Below are 16723 nucleotides of genomic sequence, written 5' to 3' on the forward strand. Positions count from 1 at the left end.
TCGCCGGCTTCACACCACCCGGATGCCCAGCTCGCTGACCAGCACCCCCGCCTGGTCGGCCGAGATGATGGCGCCCTTGAAAGACTGCGCCAGGTGCGCGATGCGCAGCCCGCCCAGGTCGACCGACCGCAGGTCCGCGCCATCAAAGCGCGCGTTCTTCAGGTGCGCATCGCGCAGGCTTCCGCCTTCGAACACAGCATCCCGAAAATCGCACCCGGCCAGATCGGCATCCGACAGGTCCAGCTGCTCCACCGTCTGCTTGCGAAACGAGACGCCGCGCAGGTCGGCCCCCACCAGCAGCGAATCGTGAAAACCCAGCCCCAGCGTGCCGGCCTCGCGAAAATGCGCGCCGGTGAGCTTGACTTCGGCGAACCGTGCCGAGGCCAGGTTGGCGCGGTCCCAGGAGGTGTTGTTCAGGTCGCAGCGGTGAAAGCGCGCCTCGGTGAGGTCCGCCAAGCGGAACTGCGCCTGCCCTGCCCGGCAGTCCAGCCAGCGTGTGCCGCCAAGATCCGCCTTGTCCAGGGAGGTCCCGAGGAACGAACAGCCAATGAACTGGGCGCCGCGCAGCGGCAGGCCCGCCAGGTCCAGCCCGTCGAAGTCGCATTGCTCAAAGTGCAAGGCAGGATGTCCTGCCGCCAGCAGCGCTTGCAGCTGCGCTCTCGAAGGTGTCTGGCCAGTGACGCAGAAAGGCCCGGCGGACGGGGAAGGTCGCAGGTTCATGGGAAACAGGTACAAAAACGGGAATCGGTGGATAGGACATGCCGCGAGGCCGCAAGCCGGGCCGCCTTGGCGGCTGCTCAGTGGCCCACGCTGTGGGAAAACAGGTTCACCACCAGGACACCCGCCACGATCAGGCCCAACCCGATCACGGCCGGCAGATCCAGGCGCTGGCCGTAGTACACCCAGCCCACGGTGGAGATCAGCACGATGCCCACACCGGACCAGACCGCATAGGCAATGCCCATCGGCAGCGTCTTGAGCGCCAGCGAGAGCAGGTAGAACGACGCCATGTAGGCCACCGCGGTGACCGTGCTCGGCACCAGCCGGGTGAATCCCTCGGAGGCCTTCAGTGCCGTGGTGCCTAGCACTTCCAGCAAGATGGCGGCGCCCAGGATCAGATAGGTGCCCGCGGACGTGCTCCAGGTCATGGCCGGCCTCCTTGGCACAGGGACAGGAGGATGTCCAGGATGGCGGCCTTGCGCGGCTGGTCGAGTGCATAGACATCGAGCATCTGCGCGAACCAGAACCCGTCTCCCGCCAGGCGGCAGGCCAGCAGCACATTGGCCGTGTGGGGATCGTCGCCGTCGGCCTTCAGTGCCGCCGCCATCGCGGCATGCCACCGCTGGCGGCACGGCGCGGACGTCAGGGCCAGCAGGCCGATCGCCCGCTGCGTCTCCACCTGGCGGCTGTCCGAGCCGCTGTCAAAGCAGGTCCTGATGTAGGCACGCGCATGGCGCCCGGGCGTGTCCTCTTCCTGGTCCAGCGCTTTCGCAAAACACTGTTCAAACTCCTCGAAGAGCTGGTCCGACAGCGCATCCAGCAGGGCCTGCTTGCTGCGGTAGTGGTGCTGGAGCCCGCCCTTGGTCACGTGGGCCCGCTGGGCCACGGCATCGAGCGTGACGGCGTGGGGGCCCTCCCGCACCAGGAGTTCCCGGACCACGGCCAGCAATTGGCTGCGGATCAGTTCAGGCTGTTTTTGGCGGCGATGTGCTTCGGTCATTCAACAAACCATCCAGATGGATTGTTTATTGTACCGAGGAGCCAGGCCGATATCGACGAAAGCCCGCAGGGAACCGTGGGGACTTTCCGTGGCCATGCACGGCCCTGCATTGCTACCCAGGAAGAAGGAAGGCGCCCGGGTGCTGGACAGGGCGGGGCCGCCCGTCGAGCGCCGTCGCCCTGGCTACCATTCCCCGACTTCACGCACCCGCTGCGCCAGATCCGGGAACGCGTCCTCCGCCACCGCGGCTTCGGCCTCGGCAGGCATGGCCTGCGCGACCGCCACGCCAGCAGCGGGCGGTGCCGAGCGCGACAGGAACCTGCCAAAAAGATGGTGGCCCCAGGCGGCATGCGACGGGGCGGTGAACGGGATGGCGAACATGGCGGTTCCTTTTTATAAGGCTTCGGCGCTGCAAAAAACTGAGCGCCAGCGTAAGTCAGGGCTTCAATGCGCAGTGTAGGAATCCGCGCCGCACTCCTGTGTGACAGAACACACGGTCGCGGGCGTTTCACGCGGGCGTACCCCTTCCCGCGGCCCTGGGCTGTGACTTTTTTCACACACGGGCCGCCCCCTTACACTCTGCGCCCCATGCCCCACACTCTGGCCGCGCCCGCGCACAGCGAACTTGTCATCAAGAAAAGCCGGTTCATCGGCTGCGTGCAGCCCATGGCCGACCGCGCCAGCGCGCAGGCCGCGGTGGATGCGCTGTGGAAGCAGCACCCTGGTGCCGCGCACATCTGCTGGGCCCTGCTGGCGGGCGGCCAGTCGGCGGCGGTGGATGACGGCGAACCCGGGGGCACGGCCGGGCGGCCCATGCTCGACGTGCTGCGCCACCAGGACCTGGAGGGGGTGCTGGCCACGGTGGTGCGCTACTTTGGCGGCGTGAAGCTGGGAGCGGGCGGCCTCGTGCGCGCCTACACCGACACGGTGGCGCAGGCACTGCTCACCGCCCCCAAGGTCACGCTGCAGCGCATGAAAACCCTGCAGTGCCTGGTGCCCTACGCCCTGGAAGGCCTGCTGCGCCGCGAAATCGACCTGGCCGGGGCCGAACTGTCAGAGGTGCGGCATGGCAGCCTGGTCACCGTGCAGCTGCGCCTGCCCGAAGCGCGGGCCGCGGCCTTCGTGCAGCGCATCAACGACTGCGGCCAGGGCCGCGTGGGCTGGACCGAGCCGGCGGCCTGAACGACGGCACCTTTCGGGGCTGCCGCGAGGGCAAGGGCTTCGCCGGCCACGCCGCGCTGCCCGGGCAGGGGGAACCAACAAAGGCCTTTGCGCCTACAAGCGCCGCGCGGCCGGGCCGCGACACTCAGGGTTTGCAGGGCTCCCAAGGAACCACCCATGAGCCAACCGCTCGACACCATCATCATTGGCGCAGGCACAGCCGGCCTGGCCGCCCTGCGCGAGGTGCGCAAACGCACGGACCGCTACCTGATCGTCAACGAAGGGCCCTGGGGCACCACCTGCGCGCGGGTAGGCTGCATGCCCTCCAAGGCACTGATCGAGGCGGCCAACGCCTTTCACCGCCGCCACGCATTCGAGGAATTCGGCCTGCGGGGCGCACAGGCCCTGACCGCCGACATACCGGCCGTGCTGCGGCGCGTGCGCGCCCTGCGCGATGATTTCGTGGCGGGCGTTCTGAAGGCCACCAGCGGGCTGGGCAGCGCCCAGGTATCCGGGCGCGCGTCGCTGGCCGGCCCGCACGCGGTGGACATCGACGGCACCCGCCATGCCACGCGCAGCATCATCATCGCCACCGGCTCGCGCCCGAGCGTGCCGGACGAATGGCTGGCGTTTGGCGACCGCATGCTCACCACCGACACCCTGTTCGAGCAGCCCAGCCTCGGCCCCCGCATCGCCGTGATTGGCATGGGCCCCATCGGCGTGGAGATCTCCCAGGCGCTGGCCCGGCTCGGGCTGCAGGTGGCCGCCTTCACCACCGGCGACACACTGGCGGGCCTGAGCGACCCGGCGCTCAACGCCGAACTGACAGCGCTGCTCAAGAAGGACATGGTGCTGCACGCCGGGGCCCCGGCCGAACTGCGGGAAGTGCCCGGCGGCATCGAAGTGCGCAGCGGCTCCCACCGCGTGGTGGTGGACCAGGTCGTCGCTGCCATGGGCCGCGTACCCAATATCGAGCACCTGGGCCTGGACACCCTGGATGTGCTGCTGGACAAGCATGGCATGCCCACGGTGGATGCACGGACCCAGCAGATCGGCAGCCTGCCCGTGTTCCTGGCCGGGGACGCGAACGCCCACGTGCCGCTGCTGCACGAGGCGGCCGACGAAGGCCATATCGCCGGGATGAATGCCCTGGCGGAGACACCTGCGCGCTTTCAGCGCCGCACCCCGCTGGCCATCGTGTTCTGCGATCCCAACGTCGCGATGGTGGGCCAGCGCCTTGCCGACATGGACCCTGTCCACACCATCACGGGCACGGCCAGCTTCGACGACCAGGGCCGGGCCCGGGCAGCCCAGCACAACCATGGGCGCATCTGCCTGCACGCCGACCGGGCCACCGGCCGTCTGCAGGGCGCCGAGATGTGCGCGCCCCAGGGCGAACACATGGCCCACCTGCTTGCATTGGCCATTCAGCAGAAACTGACGGTGCACGACCTGCTGGGCATGCCGTTCTACCACCCCACGCTGGAGGAAGGCTTGCGCACGGCGCTTCGGGACGCAGCACGGCAGTTGCCCGGGGTTCGCGCGTCCGACCTGGCGGCGTGCGGAGCCATTGGGGCGGCGGCGCTGGAGTGAGAATGGCAACCCCAGGCGGGCCCGGATATGTAAAAACCCTCAAGCCTGCCGCACGCATGCCGATATGAATCCATCACCCCAAGGAATCACCATGGACGTCGCCCTCACCAACAGCATCGTCAACACCGCCACCGCGCTGGCCAGTGCCAAGACGTCCGATGCGCTGAACATGGTGGTGCTGAAGAAGGCGCTGGACATGCAGGCCACGTCAGCGGCCACGCTGCTGGATGCCATGCAGCAATCCATGCCCCAGCCAGGGCTGGCCACGTCCGGCACGCTGGGTACCCAGGTCAACACGTTCGCCTGAGGCCCCCTTCGGCCAAAAAGCAGACGCGCAGCTATCGCAGCCGTGCAGGCGACAGCCCTTGCGGCGCCACCCCCTCGCGCACCAGTTCTTCCGCCAGTGGCTCGCCGCGCAGCAGCTGCCGCGCCAGCAACGAGGCGCCCGCCGCGCTCTGAATCCCATACCCGCCCTGCCCCGCCAGCCAGAAAAAGCCGGGTACATGGTTGTCCCAGCCAATCACCATGTCGCCATCGGGCACGAACGAGCGCAGGCCCGCCCAGGTGTGGGAGGGGCGGCGGATCTGGAAGGTAGTTTTTTCCTCGATGTGATAAATCCCCGTGGCCACGTCCAGTTCTTCGGGCACCACGTCGTGCGGGTGCGTAGGGTCCGCGTTGGCCGGCGAGCCCAGCAGCTGGCCCGCATCGGGCTTGAAGTAAAAACTCTCGTCGATGCCGATCACCGCAGGCCAGTGCGTGGCATCCATGCCCTCGGGCACGGCAAAGGTGAAGGCGGTGCGGCGGCGCGGCTCCAGGCCAATGGGCGGCACGCCTGCCAGGCCCGCTACCACGTCAGCCCAGGCGCCTGCGGCGTTCACAATGGTTTTGGCCTGCAGCACCCGGCCATCGGCCAGGGTCACCTTCCAGCTATCGCCAACGCGCTGCAGGGCCGTGACCTCGGCATTCGTCAGCACCTGGCCGCCGCGCTGGCGCAGGCCACGCAGGTAGCCCTGGTGCAGCGCGTGCACATCGATGTCGGCCGCCTCGGGCTCGCTCATGCCTGCGGCCACGGCTTCGGGCTTCAGGCACGGCAGCTGGGCCAGCAGTGCGGCCTGCTCCACCCATTCCACGTTGGGCGAGATCGCATGGGCCTCTGCATAGGCCTGTTTCAGCATGTCGAGCTGGTCCGGCCCAGCCACGTAGACGACGCCACGGGGCGAGAGGATGGGGTCCGACCCGAACTTTGGCGGCGGCGCGTCGTAAAAAGCGCGGCTCGCCCGCGTCAGCGCCTGGATGTTCGGTGTGCCGTAGGTAGCCATGTACAGCGCGGCCGAACGGCCGGTGGTGTGGTAACCGGGCTGCGATTCGCGCTCCAGCAGCAGCACGCTGGCGCCCTGCCCCCCGACGCGCTCCTGTACAAGCTGCCACGCCACCGAGGCGCCCGCGATGCCCGCGCCAATGACGATGGTGTCCGCTGATTGCATGGTTCTGTCTCCTGGCTCGAATTACACCGCTGACACTTGCGCCGCCGAGGTGGCACGGTCATCACGCGGCAGGCTGCGCGCATCGCGCGGATCGGGCGCACCGGTCACGATGGAGGTCAGCGTGGGCGCGGCGTTTGTTTGCATCAGCTTGGCGATGTCAGGCCGTGGGCGGGCAAGCCCGGCGATGCCCTTGAAGGCTTGCTCCAGCGCGTGGCCCACGCCCAGCGTGTGGCGGTCGGCGCGAAAGCGCCCGACGATCTGCAGACCAAACGGCATCCCCACGTCATCCAGCCCGCACGGCAAACTGAGCGCTGGGTGCGTGGTCAACGTGGTCACATAGGTCAGCGCCAGCCATCGGTAGTAGTTGGCCTGCGGCTCGCCGTTGATGTGGCTGGCGAACAGCTGCGTCCACGCAAAAGGCGACACGGGCGTGGTGGGCGCCAGGATCACGTCGTACTGCTCATACAACTTCTGGAACCGCGCCAGGATGCGCGTCTGCTCGGCCTGCGCCCAGGCGCTGTCCAGCAACGTCATCGCCGCGCCCATCTCGTAGTTGGCGCGGGTGTTGGGGCCCAGGCTGGTGGGGTCGCGCTCATAGGCCTCGCGCGTGCTGGCCACAAAGGCTTCGGCGCGCAGCACGTCAAAGCAGCGGTGCACGTCACCCAGGTCGATGTCGATGGCATCGCAGCTGGCAAACAGGTGCTTCATGGCCTGCACCTTCTGGCGGAACACGGCGCGGATGCCGTTGTCCACGGCGCAGGCGCCAAGATCTTCGGTGTACGCCACGCGCAGGCGGCTCAGGTCCACCGCTTCGGGCAACAAAAAACTCATCGGGTCCAGCGGGTAGCTCAGCGGGTCGCCCGCCGACATACCCGCCGTGGCGGCCAGTTGCAGGCAGGCCTCTTCTACCGTACGGCCCATGGGGCCCACCACCGAAATCGGCGTCCAGCCCAGCAGCTTGCGCGAGCTGGGCACCACGCCGGGCGACGGCCGGAAGCCCACCACGCCACAGATAGAAGCTGGAATGCGCAGCGAGCCGCCCGTGTCCGACCCCGTGCACACCGGCAGCATGTCGCACGCCAGCGCAGCGGCAGAGCCGCCCGACGAGCCTCCGGCGTTCAGGTTGGGGTTGAACGGATTGCCGGTGGCGCCCCACACGGTGTTGCGCGAGTTGGCACCGGCGCCCATCTCGGGGATGTTGGTCTTTCCGGTGACGATGGCGCCCGCCGCGCGCAGGCGCGCCACCAGCACGTTGTCCTCCGCCGGGATATTGCCGCAGTAGATCTCCGAGCCATAGGTGGTCAGCAGCCCGGCCGTGGCTTCCAGGTCCTTCACGCCCAGCGGCAGGCCGTGCAGCAGGCCCAGCGGCTCGCCGCGCAGCACCGCCTGCTCGGCGGCCTGGGCCTCGGCGCGGGCGCGGTCGTAGCAGGTGGCGGTGATGGCATTCACATGCGGGTTGACGGCCTCGATGCGCGCCATGCAGGCGTCGAGCAGCTCGACGGGCGAGATCTCGCCCGTGCCGATGCGGTGGCGCAGTTCATTGGCGGTCAGCTCGACCAGGGCGTTGTGTGGAGTGGTCATGGCGTTGGTGTCCCTTTCGTCGTTCTGTGGTTTTTCCGCTGGTGCGGCTGGCGGCGGTGTTGGCCGGGGCGTGAAACGGCGCGAACCCACGGCCGCCATCTTGGCATGGTGGGGGCGCCCCCACCCGTTGCTTCAGAACCCGGGCAATGCCCTCATCACAGCCGCCACCAGATTCTGGACGGGAGCGTCCGAGCTCAGTTCGATATGGGGACCGCGCCGTGCCGCGAGCCAGTCCCGCTGCCTCTGCAGGCTTCTGCCTGGCAACACCCCGTCATCGTATTGAGCCGCCCATTCCAGGAAAGCAGGATTCGCCTGGCCAAAGCGCTGCGCCTCCCGGTGGCGAAGGCGCGCGAGGCGCGCGGGAGCATCCAGGTAGAGAAACACGATCAGGTCAAAGCAGTCTTCCAGTTCCTGCCCCCACCCGGCCACGGAACCGGCCAGCACCGCCACCTTGCTGGCGCGCAAGTCGCCGAGGAGCAGGGCCAGGCGCTGTGTAGGGTCCCGCCTGCTGGTGAACGGCGGCGTGGTGGGCAGCCAGTAGTAGTCGTCAGCGTCGAGGTGGGCCCCGTTCAACGCTGCGGCCAGGGCCGCGCTCAGCGTGGACGTGCCAGAGCCTGAAGCACCGGTGACATGGATTCGCAGCAGCTGGGTCAATGGTGGATTCCTTGAACTGTATTTTTGCCAAGACCAATGGCGATAATGATGCCTATGTTTATCTTTTTCAAATAAAAGAGTATAAATATAATCATGAACAACTATCTCATTCAGAGCCTGGCCATCGCCCGCAAAGCCGGCAAGCTCACCCAGGCCGAACTCGCCGAGCGCGCGGGCCTCTCCCGCATGACCGTCCAGCGCACCGAAGGTGGCGACCTGGACCCGCGCTACTCCACCCTGGCCGAGATGGCCCGCGTGCTGGGCATGGACATCATTGCCGTGCCCAGCAGCCTGCGGCCCAGCCTGGAGGCGTTCATCCAGTCGGGCGGCAAGTTCCTGGGCCAGCCCGCGGGAGTGGACGCGCCGCCGTCGGTGGTGGACAGCCTGAGCCGCGCCGGCTGAGGCCGCCAGCGCCCACACCCGCACGCGCCTGCGCATACCCGGCCCCATGAGCACCTCCATCCGCTACCTGCGCCTGTACCTGCACCGCCCCGCCCTGGCAGACGGCGCGGCGGGCGGGCGCGAGGCGATTGGCTACCTTTCGCAGTACGGCGACATCCTGCGCGTGTCGTTTGACGAGAGCTACATCCGCAACCCGCAGCGCCCCACCCTGTCGCTCAGCTTTCAGGGTGCCGACGAGGCAGCCACGCAGCAGATCCTGGCGTCGGCGCGGGATGCACGGCTGGTGCGCACCGACGGGCGCTGGCCCGTGTATTTTCAGAACCTGCTGCCCGAGGGCCACAACCGCGAGCGGCTGGCGCGCGAGCGCGGCTGCAGCCCCGACGACGAGTTCGAACTGCTGGCCGCCGCGGGCCACGACCTGATGGGCGCGCTGGAGGTGGAGCCCGTGCCCGCGCAAGACGGCATCCCCGACGTGGTGCGGCACTGGCACACCACGCAAGGGCTGGACGTGCTGGAGCCGGGCTTTGTCGAGTTCCCGGTGGAAGACGCCGCATCGCTGCCCGGCGTGGTCACCAAGTTCAGCGCGGTGCTGGACGGCCGCCGCTACACCGTGCGCCGCCAGGGCGCGGCCGGCAGCGTGATCCTCAAGCTGCCCACCACCGCGCACCCCGACCTGGTGGCCAACGAGTTCGCCGGCTACCAGCTGTGCAAGGCGCTGGGCCTGCACTGCGCCGATGCACGCGTCATCACCCGCGCCGAGGCCGACCTGCCGGGCACCGTGCCCTTCAACGAGATATTGGCCGTGCAGCGCTTTGACCACCTGCCCGGCGGCGCCCGCGTGCACATGGAGGAGTTCAACCAGGTGCTGGGCTACACCCCGCGGCAAAAGTACGGCAAGGGCATCCTGCAGGACTGGTCCACCATGCTGCGCGTGCTCAACCGCCTGAGCCGCCAGCCGGTGCAAGACACACGCGAGTTCCTGGCGCGCATGGTGGCGTTCATCCTCATGGGCAACACCGATGCGCACCTGAAGAACTGGGCGCTGGTCTACCCCGACGGGCGCGTGCCGCAACTGGCGCCGGTGTACGACCCGGTGTGCGTGGCCGCGTTCTTCGAGGGCGTGCCCGAGGGCCAGTACGCGATGAACCGCTCCATCGACCGCGCGCTGCGCGCGTTCAGCTGGGACGACATGGAAGGCCTCATGAAGTCGGCCGGACTGCTGCGCGTACCGCGCCACCTGGCGCTCCTGCGCGACACGGTGGCGCGGGCCCGGGAGCAATGGCCCCGCCTGATCGCGGATGCACCCGATTCCCTGCGGGCCGCCGTCAGCCAGCGGCTTGCCGGGGGCGTGGCCCTGGCACGTTGACAGCAGGCGACGTTGCAAAATGTGAGGGCGCCCTCGGGCACGCGTGTGCACCATCGGCCGTGCCCTCTTTCCATTCTCCTGTCCCCTGCCCCTCCATGTCCGCCGCTGCCGCCCCCACGCCCCTGCCCCACCAGCTGCCGCCAGACACGGAGACGGGCGCCTTGCGGGTCCCCCACCTCAAGCGCTGCTGGGCCCGCTGGATGGCCGCCCGCAGGGGCCTGGCACAGAGCTCCCACGGGGAAGGCCACCGCACGCAGATCGTGCTGGCCGCGCTGGGGGTGGGGCTGGAGCAGACCATGCAGTACGTGCTGCGCGAGGCCCCGGAGTTCGCCGCCTTCGAGGACTGGATCGTGCGCACGGCGGGCGCGCCCGATGCAACCACCGTGGCGCGGATTCAAGCCCTTGTGGATGGCGGCCCGGCGCCCGAAGCGGCCTTGCAGTTGCATGCCCGAATCGACGCGATGGAGCCCGTGCTGAATGCGGAGGACCTTGCGCATTGGGACGAGCATGGCTACGTGGTGGTGCGCGCTGCCGTGCCGCCGCACGACAGCGCCGCCGCGGCGCACGCCGTGTGGGACGCGGTGCGCGCCGACCCCGCCGATACGGCGTCGTGGTATGCCCACGCCCCGCGCAACACCATGGTCCAGCTGTTCCAGCACCCCGCCTTCGAGGCCAACCGGCGCTCCCTGCGCATCCACAAGGCCTTTGCCCAGCTGTGGGGCACGGCGGACCTGTGGCGCAGCACGGACCGCTGCGGGTTCAATCCACCCGAACGCGCGGGCTACCCCTATGGCGGCCAGGGCATGCATTGGGATGTGAGCCTGCACCAGCCCATCCCCTTCGCCACCCAGGGCATCCTGTACCTGACCGACACGCCCCCCGAACAGGGCGCCCTCACCCTGGTGCCGGGTTTTCACCGCCGTGTGGGCGGCTGGCTGGAGCACCTGCCCGCCGGCGCCGACCCGCGCCAGCAGGACCTGCACGCGCTGGGCGCCACGCCCATCGGCGCCCACGCGGGCGACCTGGTGATCTGGCACCAGGCCCTGCCCCATGGCCCCAGCCCGAACCGGGGCGCGCGGCCCCGCCTGGTGCAGTACATCAACATGGCCCCCGCCCACGTCCCCAGCCACGCCACCTGGATCTGACACCGCCCGCCCCTTCGCCCCGCGCGTCCCGGCAAGGCGCCGCTCCATCCGGCGGCATTGGGTGGCATCCACCGTGGCCGGCGGCCGGCGCCCTTCAGTCCTCGGCCACCCGCCTGGCCTCCTTGCGCTTCTCGTAGCGCCGCATCAGCGGCGTGACCGAGATGCCGTGCAGCAGCACCGAGGCCACCACCACCGCCAGCGTGATCGCCAGCAGGCGCTGCGCGATCACCGGGTGCAGGCCGTGCGTGATGGCGTACATGAGGTAGTACACGGAGCCGATGCCGCGGATGCCAAACCACGCGATGAGGCGGCGCTGGGAGCGCTTCACCCGGGTCCCCACCAAACCGGCGTAGACCGCCAAGGGGCGGATGGCGAACAGCAGCAGGGGGACGAACCACAGCACCTCGGCATCAAAGTTCACCACGGTGAGCAGGGCGCCCACCACCAGCACCACGGCGACTTCGGCGATGCGCTCGAGCTGGGCGTTGAACCGCTCGACCGCCTGCATCATGTGGCCCGGCGCCTGCGCGGGCTCCATGTGCCCGACTTCCGTGGCGCCCTCCACCTCCGCCAACGTCGGCGCAGGGCCGGCGGGCTGCGCCGCCACGCGCCGCAGCGCCAGCCCGGCGGCGAAGACGGCCAGAAACCCGTAGGCATGGCACAGCAGGGCCGTGCCATAGGCCAGCGCGATGAGGCCCAGCACCATGAACTCGTCCGGCCCCAGCATCTCGCGGTGGCGCATGCGCAGGTACAGGATGGCCCGGCCCACCACCGCGCCCAGCGCGAAGCCGATGCCCACGCCCCCCGCCACGGCCCAGAGCACGTCCACCGCCCACCAGCGCCATCCCCCCTCGCCCAGGTCATGCAGGGACATCAGCCCGAGGCCGAGCATCACCAGGGGAAACGCGGTGCCGTCATTGAGCCCGCCCTCGCCCGTCAGGCCAAAGCGCAGGCGGTCGCGGTCCTGGGGGTCGGCCACCTGCACGTCCGACGCGAGCACGGGGTCGGTCGGGGCGAGGATGGCCCCCAGCAGCACCGACACCCCCAGCGGCAGCCGCAGCAGCCACACGCCCACGGCCGCGATGGCCCCCACCGTCAGCAGCATGGAGACCGTGGCCAGCTGCAGCGGGATGCGCCAGCGCGCATCGCGCAGCGGCAGCTCCAGCTTCAGGCCCACGGTGAAGAGCGAAATCAGCACGGCGATCTCGGTGAGCCGCTCCAGCAGCGCCGCATCGCCCAGCGGGTCCAGCACCAGCAGGCCCAGCCCCCAGGGGCCGATGCCCACGCCCACGGCCAGGTAAAGGATGGCCGAGCTGAGCGGTACGCGCGAGATCAGCGAACTCGTCAGTGTCATCACCACCAGCAGCAGGCCCACCAGCAGGAAGCCCAGCGGGACAAGCAGGGCTTCGCTCATGGAGACACCGCGCCACACCCCCGGCGCACGGCCAGGGCGCCCCTGGCGCGCGGGGGCAGGGGCCGGGCTGGGTGGCGAATAGATGGCACGCTCATCACGCCACTGTATGGCCGTGCCCCGGCAAGGCTGTGCCGGGGCACGGCCCCTGCGGCTGTCAGCGGATGCCGCCAGTACCGAAACCTGTTCACAATCGCGCAAACCCTTCTTCGGCCCGCGCATGAACCTGTCAACGCTCCTCAAGATCGCCATCGCGCTGGCGGTGGCCTTTTTCGCCATCGAGAAGCTGCGGGTGCACCGGGCCGACCAGCGGCTGCAGAGCCTGGGGCCCGCCGCCGTGACGCAGCAGCAGCAGTTCGCGGACAGCCCGGTGCAGGCCGCCACCAGCGAGGCGCCTTTCGAGTTCCGGGGCTACCAGGTCAAGCCGCTGGCGGCATTCGCGGTGCGCGCACGGGTGCTGGCACGCGAGGACTACTACGCGGGCAAGGAAGCCGAGCTATCCCCCGTGGACCTGGCGCTGGGGTGGAAGCGCATGGCGGAGCCGGCCGTGTACGAGCCCCTGGGCATCACCCAGGGCAACCGCTGGTACCGCTACTCCTGGCGCGACCAGCCGCCCATCCCGCTGCAGGAGATCATCGAATCGTCCGCCAACATGCACATGATCGCGGCCACGCCCACGGTGGAACGGGCGCTCAAGAAGGCACGCAAGGGCGGGTACATCCGCATCACGGGCAAGCTGGTCGAGGTCTCCCACCCCAGCGGCTGGCGCTGGACCAGCTCGCTCACGCGGTCGGACTCGGGCGCGCATTCGTGCGAGCTGGTGTTCGTGGAATCCGCGCAGGTGGAAGACTGAGCGGCGGGCCAGGCCCGGGGGCATTTCCACGGCAACTTCCAAAATGATAGCGTCGCACGCCGACCCAACCAGCGCTCGGGGCGGTTTCGGCCCAAAAATACGACAGACCCGCAGGGCACGCACCGCAGCGCCCCCAAAGCCCGGATACTCGGGTGGCGGGGCCGGTGGTTGCGCGGCGCGGCGCCTTCCCTTGCGCACAGCCACCTTCACCGCCTGACCGCCAGAAAGGATGCCCATGGCCAAGATCCTGGAAGTGAAGTATGAGCACCAGGCCGATGCGCGCGTGTGCGAGGTCGCCCACGAAAGCCTGGCCGACCTGTGCTGGCACGAGGTGGCCTATGCCACGCAGGCCAGCGGCGATGCGATCTGGTTCTTCGTGGCCTACGCGAACCAGGCCAGCTTCAAGGTCCTGCGGGTCAAGCACGCCAGCCAGGCGGACCTGAAGCTGTTCAAGGTGGGCACTCCCGAACAGGCAGGCTGGCGCAACAAGGACCATCTGCTGCGCGGCAAGCTGGGCTGAGCCCCGGCGCGCGGCCAGGGCGCAGCCCCAACGCCACCCTGCCCCGGTGCTGGCGACGCGAATCGCAGGCCCAGCCTTGCCGCAACGCGAGGCCTGCGCCCCCCGCGCGCGCGGCGTGGCGCGCGTAACATGGCGCCTGGGCGCCGCGCGCCGGGCCGCGCACCCCGAATACTCCTGATTTGATAGCTGCCAGCGCTTGCTGCAAAAGCGCTAGTGGCCATTTTGACCAAATTTTCCCCATGGCCACAGCCACCGATCTGCCGTCCCCGCCCCCCGAACCCGCGCCCCGGCCACAGCCGCGCAACCCTGCCGACCTGTTCTGGTCCTTCACCTGGCTGGCCCTGCAGGGATTTGGCGGCGTGCTGGCCGTGGTGCAGCGCGAACTGGTGGAGAAAAAACGCTGGATGACGAACGAGGAATTCGTCGAGGACTGGGCGGTGGCGCAGATCATGCCGGGCCCCAACGTGGTCAACCTCAGCATCATGATCGGCGACCGCTACTTCGGCCTGCGCGGCGCGCTCGCGGCGCTGGCGGGCATGCTGACCTTTCCGCTGATCCTGGTGCTGGCCCTGGCCGTGGTCTATGCCGAGTTCTCCAGCCACCCGGCCGTGGCGGGCGCGCTGCGCGGCATGGGCGCCGTGGCGGCGGGGCTGATCGCCGGGGTGGGCATCAAGCTCTTCGCCTCCATCCAGAAACACCCCCTGGGCCGCCCGCTGTGCGTGGCCTTCGTGGCGCTCACCATCGTGGCCATGGTGGTGCTGCGCTGGCCGCTGCTGTGGATCCTGCCGGTGGTCGGCGGCGCGGCCTGCCTGCTCACCTGGAGGAAGCTCGCGCCATGAACACGTCCGCCTCCACCGCATTGACCGCCCCGCTGCTCGCGCTCGGCCCCGCCGACTGGTTCAACCTCTTCCTGTACTACATGTCACTGTCGCTGCTGGCCGTGGGCGGCGCCATCGCCACCGCGCCCGACATGCACCGCTTCCTGGTCGAGCGCCAGGCCTGGCTGACCGACCCGCAGTTCAACGCCTCCATCGCCATCGCCCAGGCCGCACCCGGCCCCAACGTGCTGTTCATCGCGCTGCTGGGATGGAACGTGGGCATCAACGCCGGAGGCCCCGGCATGGCCGGCTGGCTGCTGGGCGCGCTGGGCATGGCGGTGTGCATGCTGGGCGTGATGCTGCCCAGCAGCCTGCTCACCTGGCTGGCCACGCGCTGGGGGCACCGCAACCGCGAGCGCCGGGGCGTGCGCGCCTTCAAGCAAGGCATGGCGCCGGTGGTCATCGGCCTGCTGCTGGCCACCTCCTGGGTGCTGGCGCGCGCCCATGGCGGCCCGGCCACGGCCTGGCCCCTGTGGCTGCTGAGCGCCGTCACCGTGGTGCTGGTGTGGCGCACCAGGCTGCACCTGCTGTGGATGCTGGCCGCGGGCGCCGTGCTGGGGGCCGTGGGCTGGGTCTAGGGTCTAGCGCGCCGGCCGGGCACGGGGCCGGCGGCGGCGCGGGCCCCGCGAGGCCGCTGGCCCAGCGGGGGCTGGGCCGCTGCTGGTCGCCTAGCTGATGCGGCGTCCGTTCTCCGCGTACACCGCCAGGTAGATCGCGTCCGAACCGATGTAGGGCGCCTTGTTGCCAAAGCCCACGTTGAAGTCGCCGAACGACAGCGAGCGGATGCTGGCCAGGCCCGAGCGCAGGCGTTCACGCGTGACGTCCTTGCCGGCATTCTTCAGGCCCTCGATCATGATCTGGCCGTTGAGCCAGCCTTCCAGCGCGCTGCCGCTGTTCAGGAACGCCGCATCGCCGCCCGTGGCCTTCATGCTGCTCTGGAACTTGCGCACCACCACTGACTTTTGCGAGTTGGCATCCGGGAACACCTGCACCAGCGCCAGGCCGCGCGTGGAAGCCGCGAGCTTGGGCAGCTCGGAGGAGATCACCGTGACCGACAGGCCCGCCAGCGGCACGCCCTGCGCCTTGGCGCGAAAGGCCTGCACGAACGCGGTGTTGGCCGTGCCGGTGGTGGCCAGCAGCACGGCGCCCGGGCGCTCGGCGGCCACCTTGTCGGCCAGCTCGGCGCCGTTCTTGCCATCCACGGCCAGGGCAAACTCGCCCGCGCGCTCGACCTTGATCTCGTCGAGCACCTTGGACATGTCCTTGAGCACTTCCTTGCCAAAGGGGTTGTCCAGGTAGACCACGGCAATGCGCTTGAGGCCCATGTCCACGATCTGCTTGACCAGGCGCTGCGTCTCTTCGCGGTACGTGGGGCGCAGGAAGAACACATGGCGGTTTTCGGGCATGCGCAGGGAAGTGGCGCCCGTGACGGGCCCCACGGTGGGAATGCCCTTGGATTCGATGAGCGGAAGAATGGACGCGGTGTTGGCCGTGCCCAGCGGCGAGATCAGCGCGAACACCGACTGCGCCTCGACCATGCCGGTCACGTTCTGCAGGGTGCGGCTGGCCACATAGCCGTCGTCCTTGATCTCCATGCGGATCTCGCGGCCGTGCACGCCGCCGGCGCTGTTCACTTCGGCAAACGCCGCCTTCATGCCCGCCACCTGCTCGATGCCTGCCTGGCCCAGCGGGCCGGTCAGCGCGATGGAGCAGCCCAGGTTGACGCTCCGGGCGGTCAGGGCTTCTTCTGCGGCCATGGCGGTCTGGGCCCATGCGGGCAAGCCGGTGGCAGCCACGGCCTGGGTGGCGCGCAAAAGAAAGTGTCTACGGCTCATGTCGATACGCCCCAAAGTAGTGCAAAGGTGGCGCAGGCTACAGGCAGATGCGGGTTTCACTTGTCAGCTTCGCGACAGCTGTGCGCATCACGTCACACCACGGCCGCCGGCCCGCAGCAA

Annotated in this window: 19 protein-coding genes; 10 read left to right on the plus strand and 9 right to left on the minus strand. The window is 69.2% G+C overall.

The features are described from left to right. Positions 1-9: 9 nt before the first annotated feature. The 4 genes from AC1RVY_RS03380 to AC1RVY_RS03395 all read right to left on the minus strand — a co-directional run bounded on the left by AC1RVY_RS03380 (position 10) and on the right by AC1RVY_RS03395 (position 2101). On the minus strand, positions 10-618 hold the full coding sequence (locus tag AC1RVY_RS03380; RefSeq protein ID WP_255590805.1) for a pentapeptide repeat-containing protein: 609 nt from the start codon (positions 616-618) through the stop codon (positions 10-12). A 179-nt stretch (positions 619-797) separates the two neighbouring features. Continuing rightward, positions 798-1148 carry an SMR family transporter gene (locus AC1RVY_RS03385; RefSeq protein ID WP_218295130.1) on the minus strand — a complete coding sequence of 117 codons (351 nt, stop codon included), beginning with the start codon at positions 1146-1148 and terminating at the stop codon, positions 798-800. Further along, positions 1145-1720 carry a TetR/AcrR family transcriptional regulator gene (locus tag AC1RVY_RS03390; RefSeq protein WP_218338666.1) on the minus strand — a complete coding sequence of 192 codons (576 nt, stop codon included), beginning with the start codon at positions 1718-1720 and terminating at the stop codon, positions 1145-1147. Before AC1RVY_RS03390 ends, AC1RVY_RS03385 begins: the two co-directional genes overlap by 4 nt. Positions 1721-1903: 183 nt before the next feature. Then, a complete protein-coding gene (locus tag AC1RVY_RS03395; RefSeq protein WP_218295132.1) occupies positions 1904-2101 on the minus strand; it encodes a hypothetical protein in 198 nt (65 codons plus the stop codon). 207 nt (positions 2102-2308) lie between these two features. On the opposite strand from AC1RVY_RS03395, the gene AC1RVY_RS03400 reads away from it, so the two are divergent. The 3 genes from AC1RVY_RS03400 to AC1RVY_RS03410 all read left to right on the plus strand — a co-directional run bounded on the left by AC1RVY_RS03400 (position 2309) and on the right by AC1RVY_RS03410 (position 4781). Next, positions 2309-2902, plus strand: a complete 594-nt coding sequence (locus tag AC1RVY_RS03400) for an IMPACT family protein (protein WP_218338668.1) — start codon at positions 2309-2311, stop codon at positions 2900-2902. A gap of 156 nt (positions 2903-3058) precedes the next feature. Further along, positions 3059-4474, plus strand: coding sequence for a dihydrolipoyl dehydrogenase (locus AC1RVY_RS03405; RefSeq protein WP_218295134.1), 1416 nt, complete (start codon positions 3059-3061; stop codon positions 4472-4474). 91 nt (positions 4475-4565) lie between these two features. Beyond that, a complete protein-coding gene (locus tag AC1RVY_RS03410; protein WP_218295135.1) occupies positions 4566-4781 on the plus strand; it encodes a YjfB family protein in 216 nt (71 codons plus the stop codon). A 31-nt stretch (positions 4782-4812) separates the two neighbouring features. Here AC1RVY_RS03410 and AC1RVY_RS03415 read toward each other — a convergent pair whose 3' ends face one another. From AC1RVY_RS03415 to AC1RVY_RS03425, 3 genes are all read right to left on the minus strand, one after another. Continuing rightward, positions 4813-5958 (minus strand): NAD(P)/FAD-dependent oxidoreductase, encoded by a 1146-nt coding sequence (locus AC1RVY_RS03415; protein ID WP_492805298.1) that lies wholly within the window; start codon positions 5956-5958, stop codon positions 4813-4815. A 21-nt stretch (positions 5959-5979) separates the two neighbouring features. After that, positions 5980-7539, minus strand: a complete 1560-nt coding sequence (locus AC1RVY_RS03420) for an amidase (protein ID WP_492805300.1) — start codon at positions 7537-7539, stop codon at positions 5980-5982. A 132-nt stretch (positions 7540-7671) separates the two neighbouring features. Further along, positions 7672-8193 (minus strand): P-loop NTPase family protein, encoded by a 522-nt coding sequence (locus AC1RVY_RS03425; RefSeq protein ID WP_255594663.1) that lies wholly within the window; start codon positions 8191-8193, stop codon positions 7672-7674. Between the two features lie 93 nt (positions 8194-8286). Here AC1RVY_RS03425 and AC1RVY_RS03430 point away from each other — a divergent pair, with 93 nt between their 5' ends. From AC1RVY_RS03430 to AC1RVY_RS03440, 3 genes are all read left to right on the plus strand, one after another. Further along, entirely contained in the window at positions 8287-8595 is a 309-nt protein-coding gene (locus AC1RVY_RS03430; RefSeq protein ID WP_492805301.1) for a helix-turn-helix domain-containing protein, read from the plus strand. Between the two features lie 46 nt (positions 8596-8641). After that, positions 8642-9961, plus strand: a complete 1320-nt coding sequence (locus AC1RVY_RS03435) for a type II toxin-antitoxin system HipA family toxin (protein WP_492805303.1) — start codon at positions 8642-8644, stop codon at positions 9959-9961. A 95-nt stretch (positions 9962-10056) separates the two neighbouring features. Further along, the gene (locus AC1RVY_RS03440; RefSeq protein WP_492805305.1) at positions 10057-11106 is read left to right on the plus strand and encodes a phytanoyl-CoA dioxygenase family protein; all 1050 of its coding nucleotides are present in this window, start codon (positions 10057-10059) and stop codon (positions 11104-11106) included. Positions 11107-11200: 94 nt separating this feature from the next. On the opposite strand, the gene AC1RVY_RS03445 is transcribed toward AC1RVY_RS03440, so the two are convergent. Next, a complete protein-coding gene (locus AC1RVY_RS03445) occupies positions 11201-12520 on the minus strand; it encodes a cation:proton antiporter (protein ID WP_218295140.1) in 1320 nt (439 codons plus the stop codon). A gap of 217 nt (positions 12521-12737) precedes the next feature. Here AC1RVY_RS03445 and AC1RVY_RS03450 point away from each other — a divergent pair, with 217 nt between their 5' ends. The 4 genes from AC1RVY_RS03450 (at position 12738) to AC1RVY_RS03465 (ending at position 15346) form a co-directional block, all read left to right on the plus strand. After that, on the plus strand, positions 12738-13370 hold the full coding sequence (locus AC1RVY_RS03450; protein WP_492805306.1) for a hypothetical protein: 633 nt from the start codon (positions 12738-12740) through the stop codon (positions 13368-13370). 235 nt (positions 13371-13605) lie between these two features. After that, a complete protein-coding gene (locus AC1RVY_RS03455; protein WP_492805308.1) occupies positions 13606-13890 on the plus strand; it encodes a 7(1) septoil knot domain-containing protein in 285 nt (94 codons plus the stop codon). Positions 13891-14129: 239 nt separating this feature from the next. Beyond that, positions 14130-14729 (plus strand): chromate transporter, encoded by a 600-nt coding sequence (locus AC1RVY_RS03460; protein WP_218295143.1) that lies wholly within the window; start codon positions 14130-14132, stop codon positions 14727-14729. Next, positions 14726-15346, plus strand: a complete 621-nt coding sequence (locus AC1RVY_RS03465) for a chromate transporter (protein ID WP_218338674.1) — start codon at positions 14726-14728, stop codon at positions 15344-15346. Before AC1RVY_RS03460 ends, AC1RVY_RS03465 begins: the two co-directional genes overlap by 4 nt. Before the next feature lie 90 nt (positions 15347-15436). Here the strand turns inward: AC1RVY_RS03465 and AC1RVY_RS03470 are convergent, their stop codons facing one another. Beyond that, the gene (locus tag AC1RVY_RS03470; protein ID WP_369642382.1) at positions 15437-16603 is read right to left on the minus strand and encodes an ABC transporter substrate-binding protein; all 1167 of its coding nucleotides are present in this window, start codon (positions 16601-16603) and stop codon (positions 15437-15439) included. Positions 16604-16723: the final 120 nt, after the last annotated feature.

Source organism: Acidovorax sp. GW821-FHT11A03, from assembly GCF_058809075.1.

Excerpts from the sequence above, each read along its gene's own strand:
- AC1RVY_RS03385 (WP_218295130.1), bottom strand. The coding sequence starts at position 1,148 with ATGACCTGGAGCACGTCCGCGGGCACCTATCTGATCCTGGGCGCCGCC.
- AC1RVY_RS03390 (WP_218338666.1), bottom strand. The coding sequence starts at position 1,720 with ATGACCGAAGCACATCGCCGCCAAAAACAGCCTGAACTGATCCGCAGC.
- AC1RVY_RS03395 (WP_218295132.1), bottom strand. The coding sequence starts at position 2,101 with ATGTTCGCCATCCCGTTCACCGCCCCGTCGCATGCCGCCTGGGGCCAC.
- AC1RVY_RS03400 (WP_218338668.1), top strand. The coding sequence starts at position 2,309 with ATGCCCCACACTCTGGCCGCGCCCGCGCACAGCGAACTTGTCATCAAG.
- AC1RVY_RS03405 (WP_218295134.1), top strand. The coding sequence starts at position 3,059 with ATGAGCCAACCGCTCGACACCATCATCATTGGCGCAGGCACAGCCGGC.
- AC1RVY_RS03410 (WP_218295135.1), top strand. The coding sequence starts at position 4,566 with ATGGACGTCGCCCTCACCAACAGCATCGTCAACACCGCCACCGCGCTG.
- AC1RVY_RS03415 (WP_492805298.1), bottom strand. The coding sequence starts at position 5,958 with ATGCAATCAGCGGACACCATCGTCATTGGCGCGGGCATCGCGGGCGCC.
- AC1RVY_RS03420 (WP_492805300.1), bottom strand. The coding sequence starts at position 7,539 with ATGACCACTCCACACAACGCCCTGGTCGAGCTGACCGCCAATGAACTG.
- AC1RVY_RS03430 (WP_492805301.1), top strand. The coding sequence starts at position 8,287 with ATGAACAACTATCTCATTCAGAGCCTGGCCATCGCCCGCAAAGCCGGC.
- AC1RVY_RS03435 (WP_492805303.1), top strand. The coding sequence starts at position 8,642 with ATGAGCACCTCCATCCGCTACCTGCGCCTGTACCTGCACCGCCCCGCC.
- AC1RVY_RS03440 (WP_492805305.1), top strand. The coding sequence starts at position 10,057 with ATGTCCGCCGCTGCCGCCCCCACGCCCCTGCCCCACCAGCTGCCGCCA.
- AC1RVY_RS03445 (WP_218295140.1), bottom strand. The coding sequence starts at position 12,520 with ATGAGCGAAGCCCTGCTTGTCCCGCTGGGCTTCCTGCTGGTGGGCCTG.
- AC1RVY_RS03450 (WP_492805306.1), top strand. The coding sequence starts at position 12,738 with ATGAACCTGTCAACGCTCCTCAAGATCGCCATCGCGCTGGCGGTGGCC.
- AC1RVY_RS03455 (WP_492805308.1), top strand. The coding sequence starts at position 13,606 with ATGGCCAAGATCCTGGAAGTGAAGTATGAGCACCAGGCCGATGCGCGC.
- AC1RVY_RS03460 (WP_218295143.1), top strand. The coding sequence starts at position 14,130 with ATGGCCACAGCCACCGATCTGCCGTCCCCGCCCCCCGAACCCGCGCCC.
- AC1RVY_RS03465 (WP_218338674.1), top strand. The coding sequence starts at position 14,726 with ATGAACACGTCCGCCTCCACCGCATTGACCGCCCCGCTGCTCGCGCTC.
- AC1RVY_RS03470 (WP_369642382.1), bottom strand. The coding sequence starts at position 16,603 with ATGAGCCGTAGACACTTTCTTTTGCGCGCCACCCAGGCCGTGGCTGCC.